This is a genomic window from Streptomyces sp. NPDC001852 (genome assembly GCF_042891825.1).
In the GTDB taxonomy this organism is placed as follows: domain Bacteria; phylum Actinomycetota; class Actinomycetes; order Streptomycetales; family Streptomycetaceae; genus Streptomyces.
Genome location: NZ_JBIATN010000011.1, coordinates 37535 through 56631, shown reverse-complemented (window position 1 = coordinate 56631; position 19097 = coordinate 37535). Strand labels below are relative to the sequence as shown.

Below are 19097 nucleotides of genomic sequence, written 5' to 3'. Positions count from 1 at the left end.
CTTGGCTGTGTGGAGGCGTGCACGTCGCAGGCTAGGAGAAATAGTGGACAGAATCGGTCCTGTATTCGCGCTATGTTGTGCACATGCCTCGACCCACTGGCCGCGTGCTGACACTCCTGGAACTGCTGCAGTCGGGCGGTACCCGGACGGTGGCGGAACTCGCAGACCGGCTCGGCGTCGAAGGGCGCACCGTGCGGCGGTATGTGGACCAGCTGATCGACCTGGACGTGCCCGTGGAATCGGTGCGCGGCCGCTACGGCGGCTACCGGCTCGCCCCCGGGTACCGCTTGCCTCCGCTCATGCTCAGCGACGACGAGGCACTGGCCGTGCTGCTCGGCCTGGTCGCCGGCCGCCGGGCAGGGCTGACGACGACGCAGCACACGGCGAGCGAGACGGCATCGGCCAAGATCCGGCGGGTGCTGCCCAAGCACATCGCCCGCCGGCTCGACACACTCCTGGAATCCCTCGCCTTCACGGAACAGCCCGGAGAGTTCGACACCCCGGACGCCGGGGTCCTGCTCACCATCGCCGATGCGGTGCGCCACCGCCGACCGGTCTCGATCCGTTACACCGACCGCGACGGACGGCGCAGCGAACGCACACTGCACGCACACGGGATCGTCACCCATGCGGGCCGGTGGTACGTCACGGGCACGGACGTCCGGATCGGCGAGGACCGAACCTTCCGGCTCGATCGCATCGCAGACGCGCGGACTCTGCCCGGCTCATTCGAAGCGCCGGCGGGTCCCGATCCGGCACAGCGGGTGCTGTCAGGGTTCGCCACGGCCGAGTACCGGCATCAGGTGACCTTGCGGATCCACGGGACAGTCGAACAGATCCGCGCCCATCTTCCGGCCAGCGTCGCGAGCCTGGAGGAGCACGAGCCCGCGGCCGGTGGGGACGGGGCGACTGAACGCTGGCTGCGCGTCGAGCTGCGGGCGGACCGACTCGACTGGCTGCCTCCGGTACTGGCCTCACTCGACCGGCCGTTCGTCATCGAGCGCCCCGATGAACTCCGCGACCTCGTCATAGCGCTCGGCGATCGGCTCAAGTCGTACGCCCGCCAGGCCAGCAGATAGCCGGGCCCGACGTTCTGCCAACAGACAAGCTGTGTGTCGGTGGGAACGTCGAGATGTTCGCCGTCGTCTTTGTCGCTCCAGACGAGCGTAGGGAAGCGCTATGGGCCATGTCGCCTAGCTTGTACTGGGCGTAGCCCCTGCTGCGGCCTTCAACGGAAGGCACCGGCCGCTGTGCGTCGGTCGCAAACGTTGGAGGCCTGGTCGCCGCGGCGTTTGTGTTCCCGCTTGCGGTATTCGTGGTACAGAGAGTCGGGGCGCGACTGCGGCATCACTTCCACTACACGCCGGGACGCGCACCGGCAGGAGGTGAGGCCGTCGGGGATGTCCGTGTCGAGTGCCCAAGCGCAGTTGACTCCTTGATCGCTTTCACGCCTTCGTGGTGGCCCGGCAGGTCCTGCAGGGGGAGTTCCTGGGCCCCGGATCGGGTCTGCGGCATCTGCCTGCTCGCGCCACTCCCGGGCGCCGGGCTCGTCCAGCCATGACCCCTTCAGTGCTCCTCTCAAGGGTTCCGGCGGCTCCCTTGTAGTGCCGCCGCGTGCTCGGGGCACGCGACACGCCGCGCGGTACACCCGGGTGGCGTTCGCACTGTCGCCGGTGCTCTCGGCTGGTGCCCGATCGCTCCGGGTTCGACGGCGTCCGCGAAGGCACCATGTGCCGGACCTGCTGAGGAGGAGCATCACCGCATCGCGGTCGGCGTCCGGACGCGCTGATTTTCGTTGGCTTTCTCTGATGCCTTGCCTGTACACCACGTTGTATGGGGATATGGACCGATGCCTTCATCGCTCCTCGCGAGCCGACTCTGCTGGCCAGGGAGGAGTTCGGTCAGCTCGTGGTCCACCTGGCGCGTGAGCGGGTGGCCTGTACGCCGTGGGCGCTGCTGGCGGGGGAGTTGTGTGTCAACGCGAGTTTGAACTGGGGGAGCGTCGGTGGGCAGGCCCGCTGGGACGCCCCTGAGATCGGCACGGTCCTGCATTCCGAGGAGTATCCCGAAGGCCTGCGGGACAACGATCCGCCGCCGTGGGGCGACTCGCACGAGCGCGCCCGCCTGCTGGCTCGTGGCGAGGCGATTCTCGACGTGCTGCCGGCCCTGGAGCAGGCGCCGTACGGGAAAGAGGACGTCGCGGTCGTCTTCTCCCACCTCGACTTCACCAACCGGGCGATCGTCGACTACTTCCGGTTCGAGGACAAGCGGACGATGCTCGTCGCCTTCGCCCTGGCCCGCCCACAGAACCGGCCTTTGTCTACGAACGACGCCTGGAAGCCTCATGGACCGGTCCACCCTGTGCGCACGTGCCTGGTACACACCTTCAAACACGCGAGTGAGGACGGCCCGCTGCCGCCCCTGGCGTCCATCGCCACCCGGTATTTCGGCCCTGACCTGGTCAACGGCGAGACCTGGGGTTGAGCAGCACTCGTGGAGTCCAGCACGCTTTGCAGAGGCGCCTTGGGTTGAGTTGCTGGAGGGCGGGGCCGGCCCGTGGCAGCGCCCGCTTCAATGAGCCGTTGGGGTCCGGCCACCCGGAATCGGCCACGGGGACGGGACAGCGATGCTGCGCCGTAACGCTGCGAAACGGCGCAGGTCGGTCGGTTCGTCGACGGGCGTCTCCTGGGCCGCGACCGCGACCGCGATCAGCGGGGCGGACGCCAGCACTGACATGCCGGCCGACGCCGGCTGACGCTGCCCCACAAGCCGGACCCGGGTGCGCGACCGTTCTGGCTGTGCTGGAGCAGTCATCGCGCACATAAGACGGTCCTCCTGTTCACCGGGGCCCGAGCCCCCGGATGCGGCCGGGCCCCTGTGGCCCGGCTGCCCTCTTTCCGGTGCTGGCTCGCTCGGGTTGGCCGCGTGCTGGCTGTACGGCCGGGCGCCCCCGGCCTTGGGGCTGGCCCGGCGCCCGGCGGTGGGGAGCGGCCTGGGGCAAGCGCGGACCGGCCGTTTCCGCTATCTCGGGATTCGAAGAAGCGTCAGGCATGTGAGGCAGGCGACCCGAAGACGACGTGACTCGCAGACATCCGAGGGTTGTTCAGGCAAGTTCGCCGTGCGGACAGAACCTTGTTACGGCCGAAAGGAGGTCGCGAATCTGGCAATGCGTCGCCGCACACGTCTGCCCCGGCCACTCATGGGGCGTTGTCAGTGGGGCCGGTCAGAATGGCGTGATGACTCACGCCCATACCCGTGCCGCTGCCGTTCCGCGTTCGTCGATCATCATTGTTGTCGATCTGGGGTGCAAGTACACCGACGGCTGGGGCGTGAAGGTCGACGACGTCGCCACCGCGCCCACCGGCGAGATCTATACCCTCTATAGCGTCCACCGCCACACATAAGGGGTGGCGGACGAGGAAACCGCTGCGGCGAAGGCACACTTCGGCTACTCACTTGCGAACAGGTATGCCCCCGATGGCACGTTGCTCGCCACTGCGCTCTCCGGGCAGGACGAGTACCTGCGCCAGGACACGAATTTCGGTGGTCCCACGACCGGGCTGGGCAAGGACCTGTGGTGGGCCAAGGGACTCTGCGTCCTGCCCGACGGCACACTCGCCGCACCCGGTCCCGGGGACCACACCCATCTGATCACCGCGGACCCCACGGCGGTGACCGCGCACCACGGCATGCCCCGCAGCCGACACGAGGACGGCCGCGTGATCCGTTCGCCAGTTGGATCAGCACGACTCCTGCGGGCCGCCTGCTGTGCACGACCGGCGAGTACGGGCTCTACAACTACGGCAACCTGCTCTGCCGGGCGGACTTGCAGCACCTCGATCACTCTCCGCCTGGACTCTGTCACCCGCATTTTCGTAGGTCGGCAAAAGCAACATGAAACGGCAGGCATCTAACCCTTCGGATTCGCGGAGCAGTTGGGCGACGTTCTGTGGAAGGAACCCTGGCGCGTCGACCCACGGCTGGTGATCCTGCTCGAAGAGGTCAACGCGCCACCATGGCGCAGCTCAAGCGCTACTGGGAGCGGATCAGCGAGAGCGGCGGCCCGCAGGTCTCCCGGGCCGTCGGCGCCCTCGCTGAGATCCTCGGCAGGCACGGTCTTCCACTCGGATCACAGGGCGTCGAGCACGGGCTTGCGTCAGCCCCGGTGACGCGCGGCGCGCGCCTACGGGAGCTGCCTGGCCTTCCTCGGCGAACAGCGCTGTGGGCAGGTCGGACAACGCCTGGAACCGCACCTAACCGAGTGTCGGAGGGTGCTTGGCTGGACGGCGTCCCCAAGCCGAGATCAGCGGCGCGAGTGTCAGGTCGAGTTTGCCCGCGTGGATGGCGGCCAGGTGCGCGTCGATCTCGACGTCGTCGGCCAGGCCGGCCGCGAGCAGCTCGCCGCGCACGTGCTGGATGGTCGCCGCCTCCAGCCGGTCGCAGGCCGGCCCGCCGACCGGGAACGAGCCCGCCGCGGCGACATCTACCAAGCCGGCCTCACGCAATGCCCGCGGCAGTGTCCGGCCGTAGCGCAGGTCCGCGCCGCGGCGCGTCAGCAGTTCCCGGACCGCGTCGCGCAGCCGGTTGGCCCGCCGCTGCGCAGGGTCGCTGTCGTCCAGGCATGCCAGTGGCTGCAGGGCGGTATCGGCGTCCTCGACCAATAGCCAACCGCCGGGCCGCAGTGCTGCCGCCATCGTGGCCAACGCGCGAGCCCGGTCGGGTACATGGACCAGCACGAGCCGGGCGTGCACCAGATCGAACGTCCCCGGCTCCGGGGGCGGATCAGCGGCGACGTCGTGCTGGCGTACCTCGTACCCGTCGCCTGCCTTCAGCCACGACGGGTTGATGTCGGTGGCCAGGACGTGCCCGGTCGGACCGACGGCCGCCGCGAGTGCCTCCGGGATGCTGGGGCCACCGGCCCCCACTTCCCAGCAGCGCGAGCCAGCCCTGACCCCCAGTCGCTCGAAGTGCCCGCGCGTCACACCGTCGAACAACTCGGCCAGCCAAACGAATCGCTCGCCCGCCTCGGCGCGTGCATTGTCCAGCAGGTACCCGCGGGCGGGAGCGGACTCTCCACCGAGCGCGGTGGTCCCGCCCATCGAATCCGGTCGGCCACCGACGTGCGGGGGGCGGGGCGAGGAGGTCATGACTACATGGTCAACCCTCCCAGGCCACCAGCGCCACGACGACGGGAGAGGGATGTCTCACACAGCCGGCGGACCCCGCCCTTCCTACAGCACGGTTCTGCACCGTGACGCGCCGGAAGGGGTACGTGAATTCGGCCCCCACATCCGGCGCACCAGGCGCTGGAGGGCGCGCTGACCGGACTGTCGGCCATGGCGGGTTCGACGTCGTAGCGGACGCCTTCGAACATCATCCGACTACGCCGAAGCCCTGCCTGACCGGCCAAGGCAATCACCGCGCACCGCGCGGAACACCCTCAGACCACCTACGCCGCCACAAGCGTGCGCATCTGCAAGCCGATGTGTCGGGGATATCTCGCACCCGAGGGTGCACCACTGCGACGGAGCGGTCCGGCCGCCGTAACTTCCCAGCTGAGAGGGAGAGTTCCCTTCTCGTCACCCGCTCTTCTGAAGCCCCAGGTCGGTGACCTGGCCCAATTATGCCGGACTTCTGTGGAAGGGGGCGGGGCTTTCGGCCCCACCGTCGCCCCGGCGACCTCCAGGCCCTGACGGGAGGCCGCGCGCCGCGTACCGGAAGTGGCCACCGCACCACCCGGACGCTTCAACTCATTCCGGTAGTCAGTCGGTGGCCACGAGCGGCGCTGAAGGGAGGCTCAGAGGCCGTCCAGTTGGTTACAGACCGACCGGGTTGACGTAGGTACCCGGGTGGGTGGCGCCGTCCTGCTTGAGGATCTGGCCGCCGAACGGCCACTTCAGGGTGAAGTGCGTCGTCTCGTTCGGCGGGGTGACCAGGAACCTCGACGGGACGAACTTCTCCTTCTGCGGCGTGGACTTGGCCACCGGGAGCAGGGTGATGCTGAAGTCCACGGTGTCCCCCTGCCCCAGGGCCAACTTTTCGGGCTTCTTGGAGGAGCGCGCCAGCGACCAGGTGCCGTCGGTCTTCTGAGCGCCGACCATGTCGACACCGGCGAAGCCGGACAGGGTGCAGGTGTGCGTGCTCCGGTTGGTGAACCAGATGTACGCCTGGGTCTGCTTCTTGCTCTGTCCCATCTCCGGCTTCGCGTCATCCCCCGTGGCGAAGCCGGCCTTCAGGTCGGCAGTGTGGCAGCGGGCCGGGGCGGCGGCCTTGGCGGGGGCGGCCGAGGCCGGGACGGTGGCAGCGGCAGTGCCGGCGACGACGATCGCTGCAAGGGCCACGGCGGTCAGCTTGCTCTTCATGAAGTTTCGGTTCCCCTCGAATACGAATCGGCGCGCGAGGTCAGTGCGTGCCTACACACCTGAAGACGTGCAATGCGCGAGTTGTGGTTTCATCTCCGTCCGCTGTTACAGAGTCATGAATCTGACGGACTGGCGATCGTCTGCGGGGGCGTCCTGAGCGTTCTCTTCTCCTTCGGCGGCTGGGAGTTGGAAGGCATCAGGGGAGCGGCTGCCGCAGGCGAGGCTCTCGAGTGACGTGGCGCCTTGGCCAGGGCGGGCTCGGTAGCGAAGCGGAGTCTTCTCAGGATCTCGGTGGCGGCCGGGCTGATCAGACCGTCGTCGCTCCAGGATCGGTCAGTGAGGGGGACCCACTCGGTGGCGTGGGCCAGGCTTTGGGTACCGGTCCAGACCCGGCGGTCGGCCCCGTCGGTCTCGCACCGCACCCAGTCCACGTGCGGGCGGCTGGAGAGACGATGCCAGGCGGCCAGGTTCTCCACATGGACAGGGTCGAAGAGTGCTGCGCGACTCGCGCGGGCTCCTCGGCCCTGTACGGAGGGACTCCGGGACCAGAGTGTCTGGTCCAACTGAGTCCTCACAGCCGTTGGTGGTGGTTCTCGTTTTGCAGCGTCCGTCCGAAGGACTTGGAGCCTCAAAGAGCGCTTTGTCCCGGCCGTGGTGTTTGATGAGGGAACTGTCTCACCTGGGAGAATATTGTTGAGACTGGCGGTGCTGCCGAGCGATTCAATGTGAGGATGAATGATTCTCTGTGGGGTCGGCTCTCGGCCGAGGACCAGCGGGAGGTGGACCAACTGGTGGCTGCGAGACGCCACGTTCAGGCCATCGCATTGATGTGTGAGCGCGCTGGTCTGCCGCGGCCAGATCTCCGTGACTGCGTCGACCTTCTGGAAGAACGCGTCAAGGTCCTGCGGGGGTAGGCGAGGACCGGGACGGCGCCGAGGCCGATCAGGTGTCGAGCCAGGTGGGGGGTGGACTCGCGGGTGAGGCGTCGGCTTATGAGGTCGATCGTTGCGACGTGGATCACGGCGTCGGAGCGGTGAGGGTGGGTTGCGTAGTCGCGGGCGAGGCGGCCGTGGTGCATGAGCCACCCGGAGGGGCGCGATAGGCGGTGTCGGCCCACGCCTTGGTCGCGCGAGGGCTTGTGGCGGCGATCTGTGAGAGCAGGTGGATGCTGCCTTCGGCGTTGTCGGAGACGCTGGCCGTGGTCACCCAGACTGCCACTAGCAACCCGATGGCGGCGACACCGAGGTGGCGCTTGCCGGGGATCCCGAGGTCGACACTGGTGCCTGCTGTGGGTTTCTGGCCCTTACCTCCCGGTCGGCCGGACTGAGTGGGAGGACGAAGATCTGCTGTGAAGGCGTGCGGAGTGTCCGGGGCCGAGAAGGAAGTCGCCCTGCTGGAGTTGCCCGAACCGTCGTCTCCCGGGCCCGGTCAGATGCTGCTGGCGGTTGAGGCGGCCGGGGTCGGCCCGTGGGACGAACTGCTGAACGGCGCCGGCTGGGACGTGGGGCTGCGCCCTCCGTCGGCGCTGGTCGGGCAAGGTGCTGGCCGTCGGCGCGGGTGTCACCGGGTTTGCCGTAGGTGACCGGGTGCTCGCACACGAGGCCCGGCTGCCCGGAGGAAGCGGCTTCTGGGCCGAACGCGTTCTGATCAACGCGGATCACGTGGCGGCCTGCCCGCCCGGCCTGGACGCCGTGCACGCGGCGGCTCTGCCGGTCAACGGACTCACCGCGGTGCAGGCCCTGGAGAAGCTGGACCTCGGCCGAGGACAGCGGCTTCTGATTACCAATGGAGGCGGGGCCACCGGAGCCCTGGCCATCCAGCTCGCCGCGGCCAAGGGCGTCGAGGTGACCGCGACTGCGTCTGCTGCCGCCGCAGAGCGCGCCTGCTCGGTCTGGGAGGGATGAAGGTCGTCGACTACCACGACCCGAACTGGTCGGCCAAGGCACGCGGCGGACCGACGCCGCCCTCACCATCGCCACCGGTACGGCGGACGCCGCCCTGCCGCTGGTCCGGGACGGAGGCCGACTGTGCTCCCTGACCTCGGACGCGCCTGCGGAGGAACGAGGTATCACGAGTTGGGACCTCTACCTCGAGCCCAACGCCGCGCAGCTTGTCCAGCTGGCGGAGCAGGCCGCCGCGGGAACCTTGAAACTCGCGCCGGAACCCGTGCCGCTGAGCGAGGGACCGGCTGCGTTCGCCCGGGTGGTTACCGGACGGGCTGGCGGTAAGAAGATCATGCTCATCCGAGCATGACGCGACCGGCCACCGCCCGATCCCGATGCTGGGCCACGGTGCCCGCCAGACGCGATCGCGAAGTCGTCAGGCTGAGGGTGGGCGACCGAGGAGGTGCTGGGGAGGTTCGCTCAGGCCGGGATGTGCCGCGGTGACGCTGACGGCCGAGCTGGAGCCACTGTGCGAGCTGCACAACAAGGTGGTGGGCGCAGATGAAGGCCGACAACATCGCTCGACAGCCGCGGGCAATGCGCCAGAACTGCTGAGAGAGTAGAGCGATCGAAGGACCACTGGCCTTGATTCAACTTCAACACGGCTGAGGAGGAGAGGGCGTGGGTAGGACTGCATGTGTGCCGGCAGTGTCGGACGGGCGTGCCAAACTCCTCCCATGAAGATCACCGAAGCGATCCACGAGGTCCTGAAGGCCAACTACCAGCCGCCGTTCGTCTGGGGAGCCGACGAACCGGGTGCCGAGGACCGGGCGGGCTACCAGGGCGAGCTCGTCCTGGCCGGGCAGCTCCGGGTGCACGGCGACGTTGCGATGTGCGGGCTCGGCGCCTCGGAGTATTTCACCTTCGACGACATCCCGCACGGCCAGCACGACGTGTACTTGGCCTACGCCTGGCACGACGAGCTGGGCGCCTTCGTCACGGCGGTCGCCTTGATCGTCGGCGGGACGACGCCGGAGGCGCTGGTCAGCGCGAGTTGGGAGGACGCGGCGGACGACGTCAACGACCTCAGCGAGGGCGCCTCGGCGATCTACTCCAGCACTCCGGACAGCTGGGGCATCGCCGGGGCCCTCAACCTGACCGCCGGAGAGCCCGGATACGCGGACGCGCTGGCGCGTGTCGGCGCCGAGTTCGCGGCGCAGCGGGCCGCCGGCTCCCGGACCCCGCTGCTTGACGTGGACGTCGACCCGACGAACGGTGCGAACACGCTGGTCTTCCCCACCATCGACCACAACTCGAACAGCATCCTGGTCGGCCACGACGAGAGCGGGACAGGCGTCGGGATCATCTGGTCCGACTTCGAGGGCTGAACCCGGTCTTCACACTGCGTCGGCGCCGATGTCTTCGACATTCGCCGCCTTTCGCGCGGCCCGTGCCAGTCAAGGCGCCGAGCGTCCGACCGCCTTCGCTCCGCGACCGCCTTCGGAGTAGCCGCTCGCCCAGCGTTCGGCGATCCGCCGGTCATGGAGTTCGGGGGCTGCCACATCGTCCGCGTTTTGCAGGCCGCTGATGTCGTGGCCCCACGCCGTCAGCGCTTCCAGGACACGGTCGCGTTGGCAGCGGTCGGTACTGGTGGTCAGCAGAAGTCGGGCGTGGTCGGCCAGTTCGCCTCGGTGGGGAGCGAGGACTGGGTGTGCTCTGTCAGGGGGAGGGCGGCGACGAGGGCCGCGCCGCATACGTCCGCGTTGTCGTGCCCGAGGAGCGGGCGAACCGCGGAGTAGGTTGCCGGACCCCGCCGGGCCGGGTGGTTTCGACGCTGGGTCGAGACCGGGACGGGAAGGTGACCGTCCTCGGCCTCCACCGCGACATCACGGCCCGCGGATTCCGCGGCCACTACTCCACCGTCCGCGACTGGGTCCGGCGCGACCTGCCCCGGCCAGAAGGCTTCACGCGCGCCCTGCCACCACCGTCGGTGCGGCAGGTGACCGGCTGGCTCACCCGGCACCCGGCCACGCTCACCGTGGAGGAGAAACTGCACCTCAATGCCGTGCTCGACCGCTGCCCCGAGCTGACATCCGCAGCCGAGCTGACCAGCTCGTTCGCGGAGATGCTCATCACCCTCAGCGGTACCCGCCTGCCGAGTGGATCACCGAGGCCGCGGAGGCCGACCTCCCGGGCATCAGCAGCTTTGCCGTCGGCCTGCACAGCGACTTCGACGCCGTGACCGCCGGGCTGACCACCGACTGGAACTCAGGCCCGGTCGAACGGGCAGTCAACCGGACCAAGATGCTCAAGCGGCAGGTGTTCGGCCGCGCCGGCTTCGCGTTGTTGCGCAAACGGGTACTGCTCGCGTGAGCCGACTGGATGAGTTCCCGCTACTTCAGAAGCCGGAAACCGGGCTGTGCGCTCCACGCTCTGAGGAACTCCGCTGAGCCGTACACTGCGGGCGACGGATCAGTCGTCGTTGCGACGATGCCCGGAAGGCCGACGACGATCGGCACCTGGTCTTCTTGTAGTTCGGCATGGGCGACGCCGCCGATCACGTCCATGATGGCGGCGGTCAACAGGGCTGTGACGGCGTGGTCGACCGGACTGTTGCAGAACGCGATGACGTCGACCGCGTAGGTCGGAGTGAAGCGAGTGAGAGGTTCCTGGTCGGCTTCGTCGGCGTGCTCGGCCTCGAAGATGACCTCGTCACCGATACCGGGCCCCATGAGAGAGACCAGGATGGGCCGACGCCCGTCGACACCCGCGGTATCCGTGATGCCGAGACTCTCCGCACGAATGTGCAGGTCGTACTCGCCGACTCGATCCTCCTCAAAACGCGCCGATGAGCGAACCAGAAATTCGCGAAGTCGCTGGATCGCCGAGTGGGGGACCGCCTCCGCCAGCTCGATCGCCAATACCGGTCCGCTCATGGCGCCGGAGCCTAGCGAGTCGGGACTGACACCCCAACCGATTACTCGCCGTGCACGCTCCACGGAACTTGTGCCAGACCCGTTGCGGGCTCTGGCACAGATCTTGGGGAGCTGTTACGACGAGTGACGTGGCAGCCTGGCCCGGCGCTCGCCGCCGCGCCCGCGTCCCGGGCTGCTTTGGCTCAGCCCAGCGCGTCCATCAGGGCGGTGACTTGGGCATTCAGCCGCTTCTCCACGGCTCGCGTCGTCAGTTCTGGCCTTCCTGCCTCACGCCATGGCTGTGCTACCTGCTTCACTTCTTCTGAGCACGCCAGCGCGTCCCGCACCTGCCGGTACAACCGCTCGTTCGCGGCTGCGGCCAGCACCCCGCCGGCCTGCTCATATGTCTCGGGGAACCGCAGGCCCCACGCGGGGCCGTGCAGCAGCGCGAGATTGGTCGAGCAGTGCGCCAGATCGAGATCCGCCGGGCTCCAGGAGGTCGCTGCCCAGTCGACGACGCCGGTAATCCGGGCACCTGCCAGCCTTGGGGCGGCACGTCGAACACCTCGGGTGGCGTCTGGGCCGGGGAGGAGTGCGGGACGCTGGAGCGGTCCCGCAGCCCGGCCTTGCCGTGCGTGTCGTACCCGGTTCTACCCCTTGGACAGGCAAGCGCGGGAGACACCGGCCTCGGCGGCGACGTGCGTGGTCGGGCGGCTGCGGCGGCGTTCCACGAGCCTTCGGCGTCCCTCGATGGTCAAGGGGGCGTCCGGATCCGTCACTGGAGCACCTCGGTGCCCCGGCCGGCCGCGACCACAGTGCGGAGGGGGAACGCGATGAGCAGCGCGACCGCGACCAGGAGCCCGCTTGCCCACAGCGGCCCGAGGTCCCCGACCGAGGTGCCGAGGGTGGTCGCGGCGACGAGTGGTCCAACGGCGGCGCCGACGTTGAGTGCGGCGGTCGCGTAGGAGCCGGCCATGGTGGGGGCCCCTGCCGCCTCATAGAGCACCCACGTGATCAGCGGGCTGCCCAGCGCAAACGACAGGGCGCCTTGCACGAACACGAGGGCGAGCAGAGCAACCGGCTGGTCGGCCAGCACCGCCAGGGCCGGCCAGCCGATGAGCAGCAGCGGACCGCCGACTGCGAGGACCAGGCCGGGGCGCTGGTCGGACAGCCGCCCGGCGACGGTGACGCCGACCGAGGAACCGACACCGAAGAGCACCAGAGCAACAGAGATCCACAGCTCGTCCAGCCCGGCGGCGCCGGTTACGACGGGGGCGAGGAAGGTGAACCTTGCAAAGGTTGCCGCGTTCACCAGCGCCCCGAGCAGCATGACCAGGAGCAGTCGCGGGCTCTTGAGCTGTGCGAGCTCCGCTCGCAAGGTCGGCAAGTCGTTCTCGTCTGCCTCCATCCGACGCGCTGGGATGCCTGTGAGGATGCCGATGGCCGCGGGCAGGCAGAGAGCGGCGACAGCCCAGAACGTGGCCCGCCAGCCGAGGAGTGTGCCGAGTACTGCACCCGCTGGGACTCCGGCGATCGTGGCCACCGTGGTGCCTCACAGCAGCACGGCCAGCGCGCGTCCCTTCTTGTCGGGCAAGACCAGCGCGGCGGCGGTCGTCAAGGCTACGGCGAGGAATCCGGCGTTCGCGAGTGCCGCGACCACCCGCGTCGCGAACAGGACCGGGAAGCTCGAAGTGGCAGCGCCCACGCCGTGGGCTGTCAGGAACACGAGGACGAACCCAAGCAGGCTCGACCGTCCAGGCCAGTTACGGGCGAGTACTGCCATGAGCGGGGCACCGACGGTCATGCCGATCGCGAAGGCCGACGTGAGTGTGCCGGCTGTCCCGAGGGTGATGTCGAGGTCTGAGGCGATGTCCGGCAGGAGGCCGGCCAGCATGAACTCCGAGGTGCCCATGGCGAAAACCGCCATGGCAAGCAGATACAGCGGGAAAGGCATCGAGTGGCTCCGGGGTGAGGAGAAGCACGAGAAGGTCATCTCGTCACCGCGGCCAGCCCCGTGGACACGTTCATCCGACGCAGAATGCGGCGCGACGGCAGGGCTACGAGCTCAGTGGTTCAGGGGGCTGACGGCGTGACCGAAAGCCCCCACCCTGTCTGACTCAGGACTCGACATGGCCCGCACGCTACCCGACCTACGCCGGCCGAGGCACCTCGGTTTCACGGGCGTGGCCTGTGACAGCAACGCCATGTCCCGGAACAGCTAGGGGCGTTCCCCTCGACCAAGGACTCGGCGAAGGCAAGAGCCCGCAGCCAGGCAAGGACGCGCCGTTCTGGACTACGTGTGGACCTGCCACCGCCGGTCCGCCTCAACGCGAGCCACTTCGGCGTCGTACCGGCTGGCGTCAAAGTGGAACTCCGGCGGCGGCGAGGCGAGGGCGTGCGGGACCTCCCAGCCCGACCACTGCACGATGTCCCCGAACCGTTGCACGACGACGGACAGGAAACCGCAGCAACCGCCGTTGCACTCCGGTTCTCCCAGCTCCAGACGGCGTGCCTCGCCGGTCGCCCACAGGAGGCTGGGCCGGCCGGCAGGTAGCACATCAGCCGCGAACGGCCCACGCCCGCCCTCGTTGACCGCCCCTTCGATCACATCCTCGCCGTTGACCCAGAACCGCAACTGGGCAGCGAACCGGGGCCCCGGCGGCAACACCCGGATCTCCAAACGATCGAACATCGGACCACCCTATGGGGTGCGCCGACGTCGAGCGTGGCGCGGCCGACACCTACCTCTACCCGGCCGGGGGAGCGACGACGAGGGAGCCTCCCGCTCTCGTGGAGATCGCCCACGGCCCGGGCGGCGGCGCCTGCCGAAGTCGTGCACGTCCGCCGTCGAAACTCGGGTTCTGGCTCAGCTTCTGTGGTGTTGCTCTCCAGCGAGGTACTCGGCAAGCCTCGTGCGGGGGTCGCCGGCCAGTTGATGCTCGGACCGCCCTGCCGGCCATGTCGAGATCCCGTCGTCCGCCCACCGCGGAACGACATGGAAGTGAAGGTGCGGCACCGACTGTTCGGATGCCGGTCCGTTGGCGCTCAGGATGTTCACGCCTGAGGCGTCCAGGGCAGCCCTCATGGCGCCGGACACACGCTGGACCAGCGTAATCGTCGCGGCCAGGACGTCGCGTGGGGTGTCGAAGACATCCGCGTGGTGCTGTGTGGGAACGACCAGAGTGTGGCCGGGCGCCAACGGGTCCAGCGGCAGGAACGCGCAGGCCCCGGTTTCATACGCCACCCAGCGCGCAGCGCCTTCTTCGATGAGTCGGCAGAAAGTGCAATCCACGTGGCGCGAGCTTGCCACAGACGTGAGGGCATTCCCCAGTGCCCTCCTCCCAAGCCACCTCGGACCTTGCAAACAACCCCAACGTCACAGAAGTTGAGCCAGAGCCGAAACTCGTGAACAGAAACACGGACTCCGAGGCAATGAGCAGCTGGGGGTCTTTCAGGTCGTTGCCGAAGGTCTTGCGTTGGTCCGCGGTCCGGGTGTCGGCGTCGGAGCGCCAGGCTTCGCGGCGAGGGGGACCATGTGGTCGATGGCGGCCTTGGCGATGTCGGTGACGGTGGTGCCGAGGACGACTGGAGCACCTGCCTCGCAGCCCGCATGACCACCACCGCGGCAGCCAGAGCGGGCACGGCAGGACGCCGGTCCGCGTCTGCCAGGCCTGCGGTGCTCCCTCATCGGCCGGGGCGGTCCGCCTCGCCCGGATCGAGGCCGCAATTCCCTGACGTGTCCTCCGACCGCACGCGCAATAGCCCCGTCAGAGTTGGTGACGGGGCTGACGAGCAGGCCACGGGGGAAGCCGGCCGGTGCTGCGGGCTCATGCCCAACCGGCGGTTTCAGATGCGGAGGGGGAGGCCGAGGGGGGAGCCCACAACAGTGCTGACGGGTTGTTCGAGAAGACCGTCGGTGATGTCGTCGGGGCCCGGTGCCTGAGCGGCCATGGCGGGGACGATCGCTCCGAAGCAAAGCAGTGCGCTCACTGCCGCAACGGTCACGATGCGGCGGACAGACAGCACGGTGTTTCCTCCTCGATGGGGAGAGACGCTTGACGTGTGGACGGGCAAGAGACTTCCCACCCGCCGGGCCCAAGCACGCTTCACGTCACTCGTTCAAGGGATGGCCACCCTCGCCCACAGGCATTCGGACGCACTGAGGGGGCTTCGTGCACGGTGCACGGCCCCCGCCGGCACGGCGAAGACCACCACGCCCCCGCCGTGCAGCGCACCGCCAGGGCGACCGTGCCCACGCTGAGGACAGCCGCCACCATCGCCGCCGGGGCCGTCCTCACGCCCGACACGAGCGGGTCCACGGTCGGCGGCGGCCCGCGATGACCTTGCGGGCCTGCTTGGCGACGGCTTCGTCGCTCACTCCGTCACGTCGTCACGCCATAATGGGCCGCGGCCTTCGTCCCCTACCACCGCCTTCGTCCTCGCCCAGGTGCCACACGGGGGAGAGGCCCACTCCAGCACGGCGACACGCGTCCAGATCGCCGGCTTCGTCGTCCCGATGGTCTTCACCGTCCGCCACGTGGCCCACGTCCGGGCGATGGTCGGATGGCCCGGTCCCGTGACCGAGTCCGCGTCGCCTCATGGTTCGGCGGCGCCGGGCCGGTCCAGGTGCGGAAAGTGCGCGGTCAGTCGAGGATCGCCGTACGCAGCCGGTGGTCGGTCGACTCCACGGCCCGGCAGGCGAGGAGACGGGGCGTGAGCCAGAGACAAGGCGCCGGGACGGCTTCCTTCGCCGTACCGCAGTTCCGGCAGGCGAGACGCCTTGGTGCGAAGAGGCCTCGGCCATGCCCTCCGGTCGGGTCTGGTGCTGTCCCGACATGTGCGACCTTCTCGCATCCGGGGCAGGACGCAAGGACTGACGTAAGGAAGTCGTACTTCGTGCGCCGCGGGTTCCGGAACCGATGATGCGAGGAAAACGGACTTGTCGAACCAGTATGCGAACCAAGACCGAAGGCTCCTACGAGTTAGATCTCAGGCTCAGCGCTCGGTCTGCTCGTCCATCCAGCCTCGGCGGGGACGTCAGGGGGTGGTCGGGCGGCGAGTTGGCACGTTTCCAGCCGCCGATGGGCGTGCGAGCGGCTTCGATCTCTTCGAGCGACAGGTTCAGAGTCGGCAGAGACGCATGTGCGTGCAGCGAACTACAAGGACTGACGGGGCCTGTTACACGACGGTGACAAGGCCGACGGCGAGCCGTGCGGTAGCGAGCGCGACGGAGCCGGTGGTTCCGCCCCTCTGTATAGCTACACGGACTACGCACACGCGCAGTACGGGCCCTGGCCAACGGGGAAGACTGCCCGTGTCGGCGCCCAGTCCGTCTGACCAGCTCTTTCAGCGAAGGGAAGCTGATGTTCAACCCTCATCGCCACTCGCTGCGTGCCGCTGTCATCGTCTCCGTCGGCATCTCCGCGATCGGCCTGGCAGGCACCTCGGCCTGGGCGAAGGCCGACATCTACTTCACAGCGAGCCCGAACGCCGTACACGTAGGCAAGCTGATCCACCTCACCGGTCATGGTGACGACGACAACTCCACCTACAACAGGTTCTGCATACAGGAGCGCTCCGGCCACGGGGGCTGGCGCACGCTGAAGTGCTCGCACGGCGACTACAACGGCGGGGGCAGCCTCAACATGTCGACACGGGCCCAGCACAGGGGCGCCGTGCACTTCCGCGGCGTGCTGACCGAGGGCTCGTCCCCACAGGACAAGCACCCCAAGGTGTACCAGGTGTCCCGTACCTCCACCATCGACGTGCGCTGAGCCTGACGGAGCGTCCGGGGTGCTGGTACTCCCGAGGCTGCTACGGGAGTACCAGCCCCTGAAATGCGAATTGGGCTCGGCTCGAACAGGCCCTGCTCGGTCACCAGGTCGATCACCACCTCGAGGGTGTCGTCCGTGACCCGCTCCTGGCGCGGCCGCCCGGGTTCAGGCTCGGCATCCTGCGTCTTTGCCTCGACCGTGCTCCGAGGACAACGGGGCGTCGATGGCATCTCCCATTCGGAGGAGGGCATCACGCTGACGCACGAGACAGTGTGCCCCTGCAGTTGCACGATGTGGCCGGGCAGCCCAGGGGGGAGCGGTTGCCCCGGGCTGCCCGACCCTCCTACCGAACGGGAGCTTTGCGTTGCGTCACCTGATGCCGTGGACGGCTTGGGGGTCTGCGGCCGGGAGGGCGGGCTCGGTTTTCATGCCGGCGGGGGGCGGCGTCACGTAGACCGGGGTGGGGTCCGGTTCGGGTGCGCAGGTCTTGGCGATGAGGCCTTTGCCGGTGGGGAGCCGACCGTCTCGCAGGTAGTCGGTGAAGGTGTCGTCCAGGCAGGCGTCGCCGTGGAAGAGGATCTCGTGGAAACTGCCGCCGTTCTGGACGACGAGTGTGGATCCGGGCAGTGCCTTGTGCATGGCGATGGCGCCCGGGTAGGGGGTGGCGGCGTCCTCGGTGGCCTGGAAGAGCAGGACGGGTGGTAGACCCTTGCCGGTGATCTTCAGTCGGCCGGCCCGGTTGCCCTGGTAGGGCCAGAACATGCAGGCAGCGTTGTACCACATGTTGTTGTAGGTGTAGAAGGGCGCGACGGCGTTGACCTCGGCCTGGTCCTTCTTCCAGAACTCCCAGTCGCGGGGCCAGTTGTTCTCGGTGCACTGGACCGCGTTGTACGCCGGGAACGTGCCGTCGTCGGCACCCGGGGCCGCATAGCGGTTGTAGGCGGTCTGCAGCGGGCGGGTGTCGTTCTTGGTGAGGTAGGCCGACAGCACGGTTGCCATCTGCGGCCAGCGCAGGAAGTTGTAGCCGCCACCGTAGAAGGTGTCCTCGAACTCTGCGGGGCCGATCTTGCCGGGGGCCGGGGTGGCAGCCACGGGGTTGGTCCGCAACGCGGCCTCGACCTGGTAGTACTTCTGCTCCACACCGGCGGCGTCAATGCCCAGGTGGTAGACCGAGTCGGCCTTGGCGGTCCATGCCGCGAAGGCGTCGAATCGGCGCTGGTGCTCCTTGTCCTGCAGGATGTTGTGGTCGTACCAGCTGATGGTCGGGCCGACGATGCTGTCCAGCACCATCCGGCGCACGTGCGAAGGGAAAAGCTGGCCGTAGGTCGAGCCCAGCGAGGTGCCCCACGAGCCACCGTAGAAGTTGATCTTCTGGACGCCGAGCGCCCGCCGGATGCTGTCCATGTCGCGCGCATTGTCGACGGTGGTCATGTGGGGCAGGAACCAGCTCCAGTTGGCGGCGCAGTCGGCGGCGTACGTGGCCGACTTCTCCAGCCATGCCTGCGACGTGCCCTGGCTGACCTGGTAGTCCGGCCGCTCGGCGTCGAAGTAGTGTGCGTCGCACGTGACGTGGGGTTCGCTGGCGTTGGTGCCCCGTGGGTCGAAGCCGATCCAGTCGTAGGTCGAGGCGACGTCCTGGGGGATCTTTCCGGAGACGTAGGCGGGCATCCATAGACCGGAGTCGCCGGGACCGCCGGGGTTCAGCAGGATGGGCCCCTGCCGCTTGTTCTTGGGCGCGGTGGCCGGGAGCCGGTTCACCTTGATCTTGATCTTGGTGCCGTTCGGCTGCGTGTAGTCCAGCGGCACTTCGAGCATGGCGCACTGCAGCGCGGGAGTGGTCGCGTCGTGGCAGGGGCTCCAGGCGAGCTTGCCCTGGCCGGTGTCCCCTGGAGCGGCCGTGGAAGCGGAAGCCGGGGCGATGCCCGTGCAGACTCCGCCGAGGACGGCGACGACCGATAACAGGACTCTAGCTTTTGTCATGGAAGCATCATGCCGTCTATGCAATGTCACATACCACCCTCCGGCGTGCGTTACTCAACTGTGACTCGCCAGGCGCGTGCAGCAGGCCGCTCCGGACGGCGGCCGTGGTTCCCGTCCGGACGGCATGGCGGGAGCTGGTCGTCCGGACGGGAACCCTGGCCTGGTAGGCAGCGCACTTCCGAC

At 68.5% G+C, this 19097-nt stretch carries 16 protein-coding genes and 4 pseudogenes; 9 read left to right on the top strand and 11 right to left on the bottom strand.

The features are described 5' to 3' along the window. Nucleotides 1-83 precede the first annotated feature (83 nt). The 3 genes from ACFYZB_RS20255 to ACFYZB_RS20245 all read left to right on the top strand — a co-directional run bounded on the left by ACFYZB_RS20255 (nt 84) and on the right by ACFYZB_RS20245 (nt 3404). Nucleotides 84-1079: a helix-turn-helix transcriptional regulator gene (locus tag ACFYZB_RS20255; protein WP_388760261.1), complete on the top strand. Its 996-nt coding sequence runs from the start codon at nt 84-86 to the stop codon at nt 1077-1079. A gap of 754 nt (nt 1080-1833) precedes the next feature. Continuing rightward, nucleotides 1834-2484, top strand: a complete 651-nt coding sequence (locus ACFYZB_RS20250) for a hypothetical protein (protein WP_388760258.1) — start codon at nt 1834-1836, stop codon at nt 2482-2484. Nucleotides 2485-3236: 752 nt separating this feature from the next. Next, the gene (locus ACFYZB_RS20245; protein ID WP_388760256.1) at nt 3237-3404 is read left to right on the top strand and encodes a hypothetical protein; all 168 of its coding nucleotides are present in this window, start codon (nt 3237-3239) and stop codon (nt 3402-3404) included. 849 nt (nt 3405-4253) lie between these two features. Here ACFYZB_RS20245 and ACFYZB_RS20240 read toward each other — a convergent pair. The 3 genes and pseudogenes from ACFYZB_RS20240 to ACFYZB_RS20230 all read right to left on the bottom strand — a co-directional run. Further along, the gene (locus ACFYZB_RS20240; RefSeq protein ID WP_388760816.1) at nt 4254-5099 is read right to left on the bottom strand and encodes a methyltransferase domain-containing protein; all 846 of its coding nucleotides are present in this window, start codon (nt 5097-5099) and stop codon (nt 4254-4256) included. 717 nt (nt 5100-5816) lie between these two features. After that, a complete protein-coding gene (locus ACFYZB_RS20235; RefSeq protein WP_388760254.1) occupies nt 5817-6362 on the bottom strand; it encodes a DUF4232 domain-containing protein in 546 nt (181 codons plus the stop codon). Nucleotides 6363-7304: 942 nt separating this feature from the next. Beyond that, nucleotides 7305-7616 (bottom strand): annotated as a pseudogene (locus ACFYZB_RS20230) (IS5/IS1182 family transposase); the annotation flags it as partial. Nucleotides 7617-7900: 284 nt separating this feature from the next. Here ACFYZB_RS20230 and ACFYZB_RS20225 point away from each other — a divergent pair. From ACFYZB_RS20225 to ACFYZB_RS20205, 5 genes are all read left to right on the top strand, one after another. Continuing rightward, complete coding sequence (locus ACFYZB_RS20225) at nt 7901-8266, top strand: hypothetical protein (RefSeq protein WP_388760251.1); 366 nt, start codon at nt 7901-7903, stop codon at nt 8264-8266. Beyond that, on the top strand, nt 8217-8615 hold the full coding sequence (locus ACFYZB_RS20220; RefSeq protein WP_388760813.1) for a zinc-binding dehydrogenase: 399 nt from the start codon (nt 8217-8219) through the stop codon (nt 8613-8615). Before ACFYZB_RS20225 ends, ACFYZB_RS20220 begins: the two co-directional genes overlap by 50 nt. Before the next feature lie 367 nt (nt 8616-8982). Next, entirely contained in the window at nt 8983-9633 is a 651-nt protein-coding gene (locus tag ACFYZB_RS20215; RefSeq protein WP_388760249.1) for a hypothetical protein, read from the top strand. A gap of 470 nt (nt 9634-10103) precedes the next feature. After that, entirely contained in the window at nt 10104-10487 is a 384-nt protein-coding gene (locus tag ACFYZB_RS20210; protein WP_388760246.1) for a hypothetical protein, read from the top strand. Then, nucleotides 10484-10618: a hypothetical protein gene (locus ACFYZB_RS20205; protein WP_388760244.1), complete on the top strand. Its 135-nt coding sequence runs from the start codon at nt 10484-10486 to the stop codon at nt 10616-10618. Before ACFYZB_RS20210 ends, ACFYZB_RS20205 begins: the two co-directional genes overlap by 4 nt. A gap of 20 nt (nt 10619-10638) precedes the next feature. Here the strand turns inward: ACFYZB_RS20205 and ACFYZB_RS20200 are convergent, their stop codons facing one another. From ACFYZB_RS20200 to ACFYZB_RS20170, 7 genes and pseudogenes are all read right to left on the bottom strand, one after another. Then, nucleotides 10639-11181: a DUF6368 family protein gene (locus ACFYZB_RS20200; protein WP_388760241.1), complete on the bottom strand. Its 543-nt coding sequence runs from the start codon at nt 11179-11181 to the stop codon at nt 10639-10641. Nucleotides 11182-11363: 182 nt separating this feature from the next. After that, a pseudogene (locus tag ACFYZB_RS20195) lies at nt 11364-11699 on the bottom strand (aminoglycoside phosphotransferase); the annotation flags it as partial. A gap of 26 nt (nt 11700-11725) precedes the next feature. Further along, a pseudogene (locus ACFYZB_RS20190) lies at nt 11726-11939 on the bottom strand (leucine zipper domain-containing protein); the annotation flags it as partial. Beyond that, nucleotides 11936-13114: pseudogene (locus ACFYZB_RS20185) on the bottom strand (Cmx/CmrA family chloramphenicol efflux MFS transporter). The pseudogenes ACFYZB_RS20190 and ACFYZB_RS20185, both read right to left, overlap by 4 nt. 339 nt (nt 13115-13453) lie before the next feature. After that, nucleotides 13454-13852, bottom strand: coding sequence for a hypothetical protein (locus ACFYZB_RS20180; RefSeq protein ID WP_388760238.1), 399 nt, complete (start codon nt 13850-13852; stop codon nt 13454-13456). 174 nt (nt 13853-14026) lie between these two features. After that, nucleotides 14027-14470 (bottom strand): HIT family protein, encoded by a 444-nt coding sequence (locus ACFYZB_RS20175; protein WP_388760235.1) that lies wholly within the window; start codon nt 14468-14470, stop codon nt 14027-14029. A 536-nt stretch (nt 14471-15006) separates the two neighbouring features. Beyond that, nucleotides 15007-15150 carry a hypothetical protein gene (locus tag ACFYZB_RS20170; protein WP_388760233.1) on the bottom strand — a complete coding sequence of 48 codons (144 nt, stop codon included), beginning with the start codon at nt 15148-15150 and terminating at the stop codon, nt 15007-15009. Between the two features lie 1373 nt (nt 15151-16523). On the opposite strand from ACFYZB_RS20170, the gene ACFYZB_RS20165 reads away from it, so the two are divergent. Next, complete coding sequence (locus ACFYZB_RS20165; RefSeq protein WP_388760230.1) at nt 16524-16934, top strand: hypothetical protein; 411 nt, start codon at nt 16524-16526, stop codon at nt 16932-16934. Between the two features lie 369 nt (nt 16935-17303). Here ACFYZB_RS20165 and ACFYZB_RS20160 read toward each other — a convergent pair whose 3' ends face one another. Then, entirely contained in the window at nt 17304-18914 is a 1611-nt protein-coding gene (locus ACFYZB_RS20160) for an alpha/beta hydrolase (RefSeq protein ID WP_388760228.1), read from the bottom strand. Nucleotides 18915-19097: the final 183 nt, after the last annotated feature.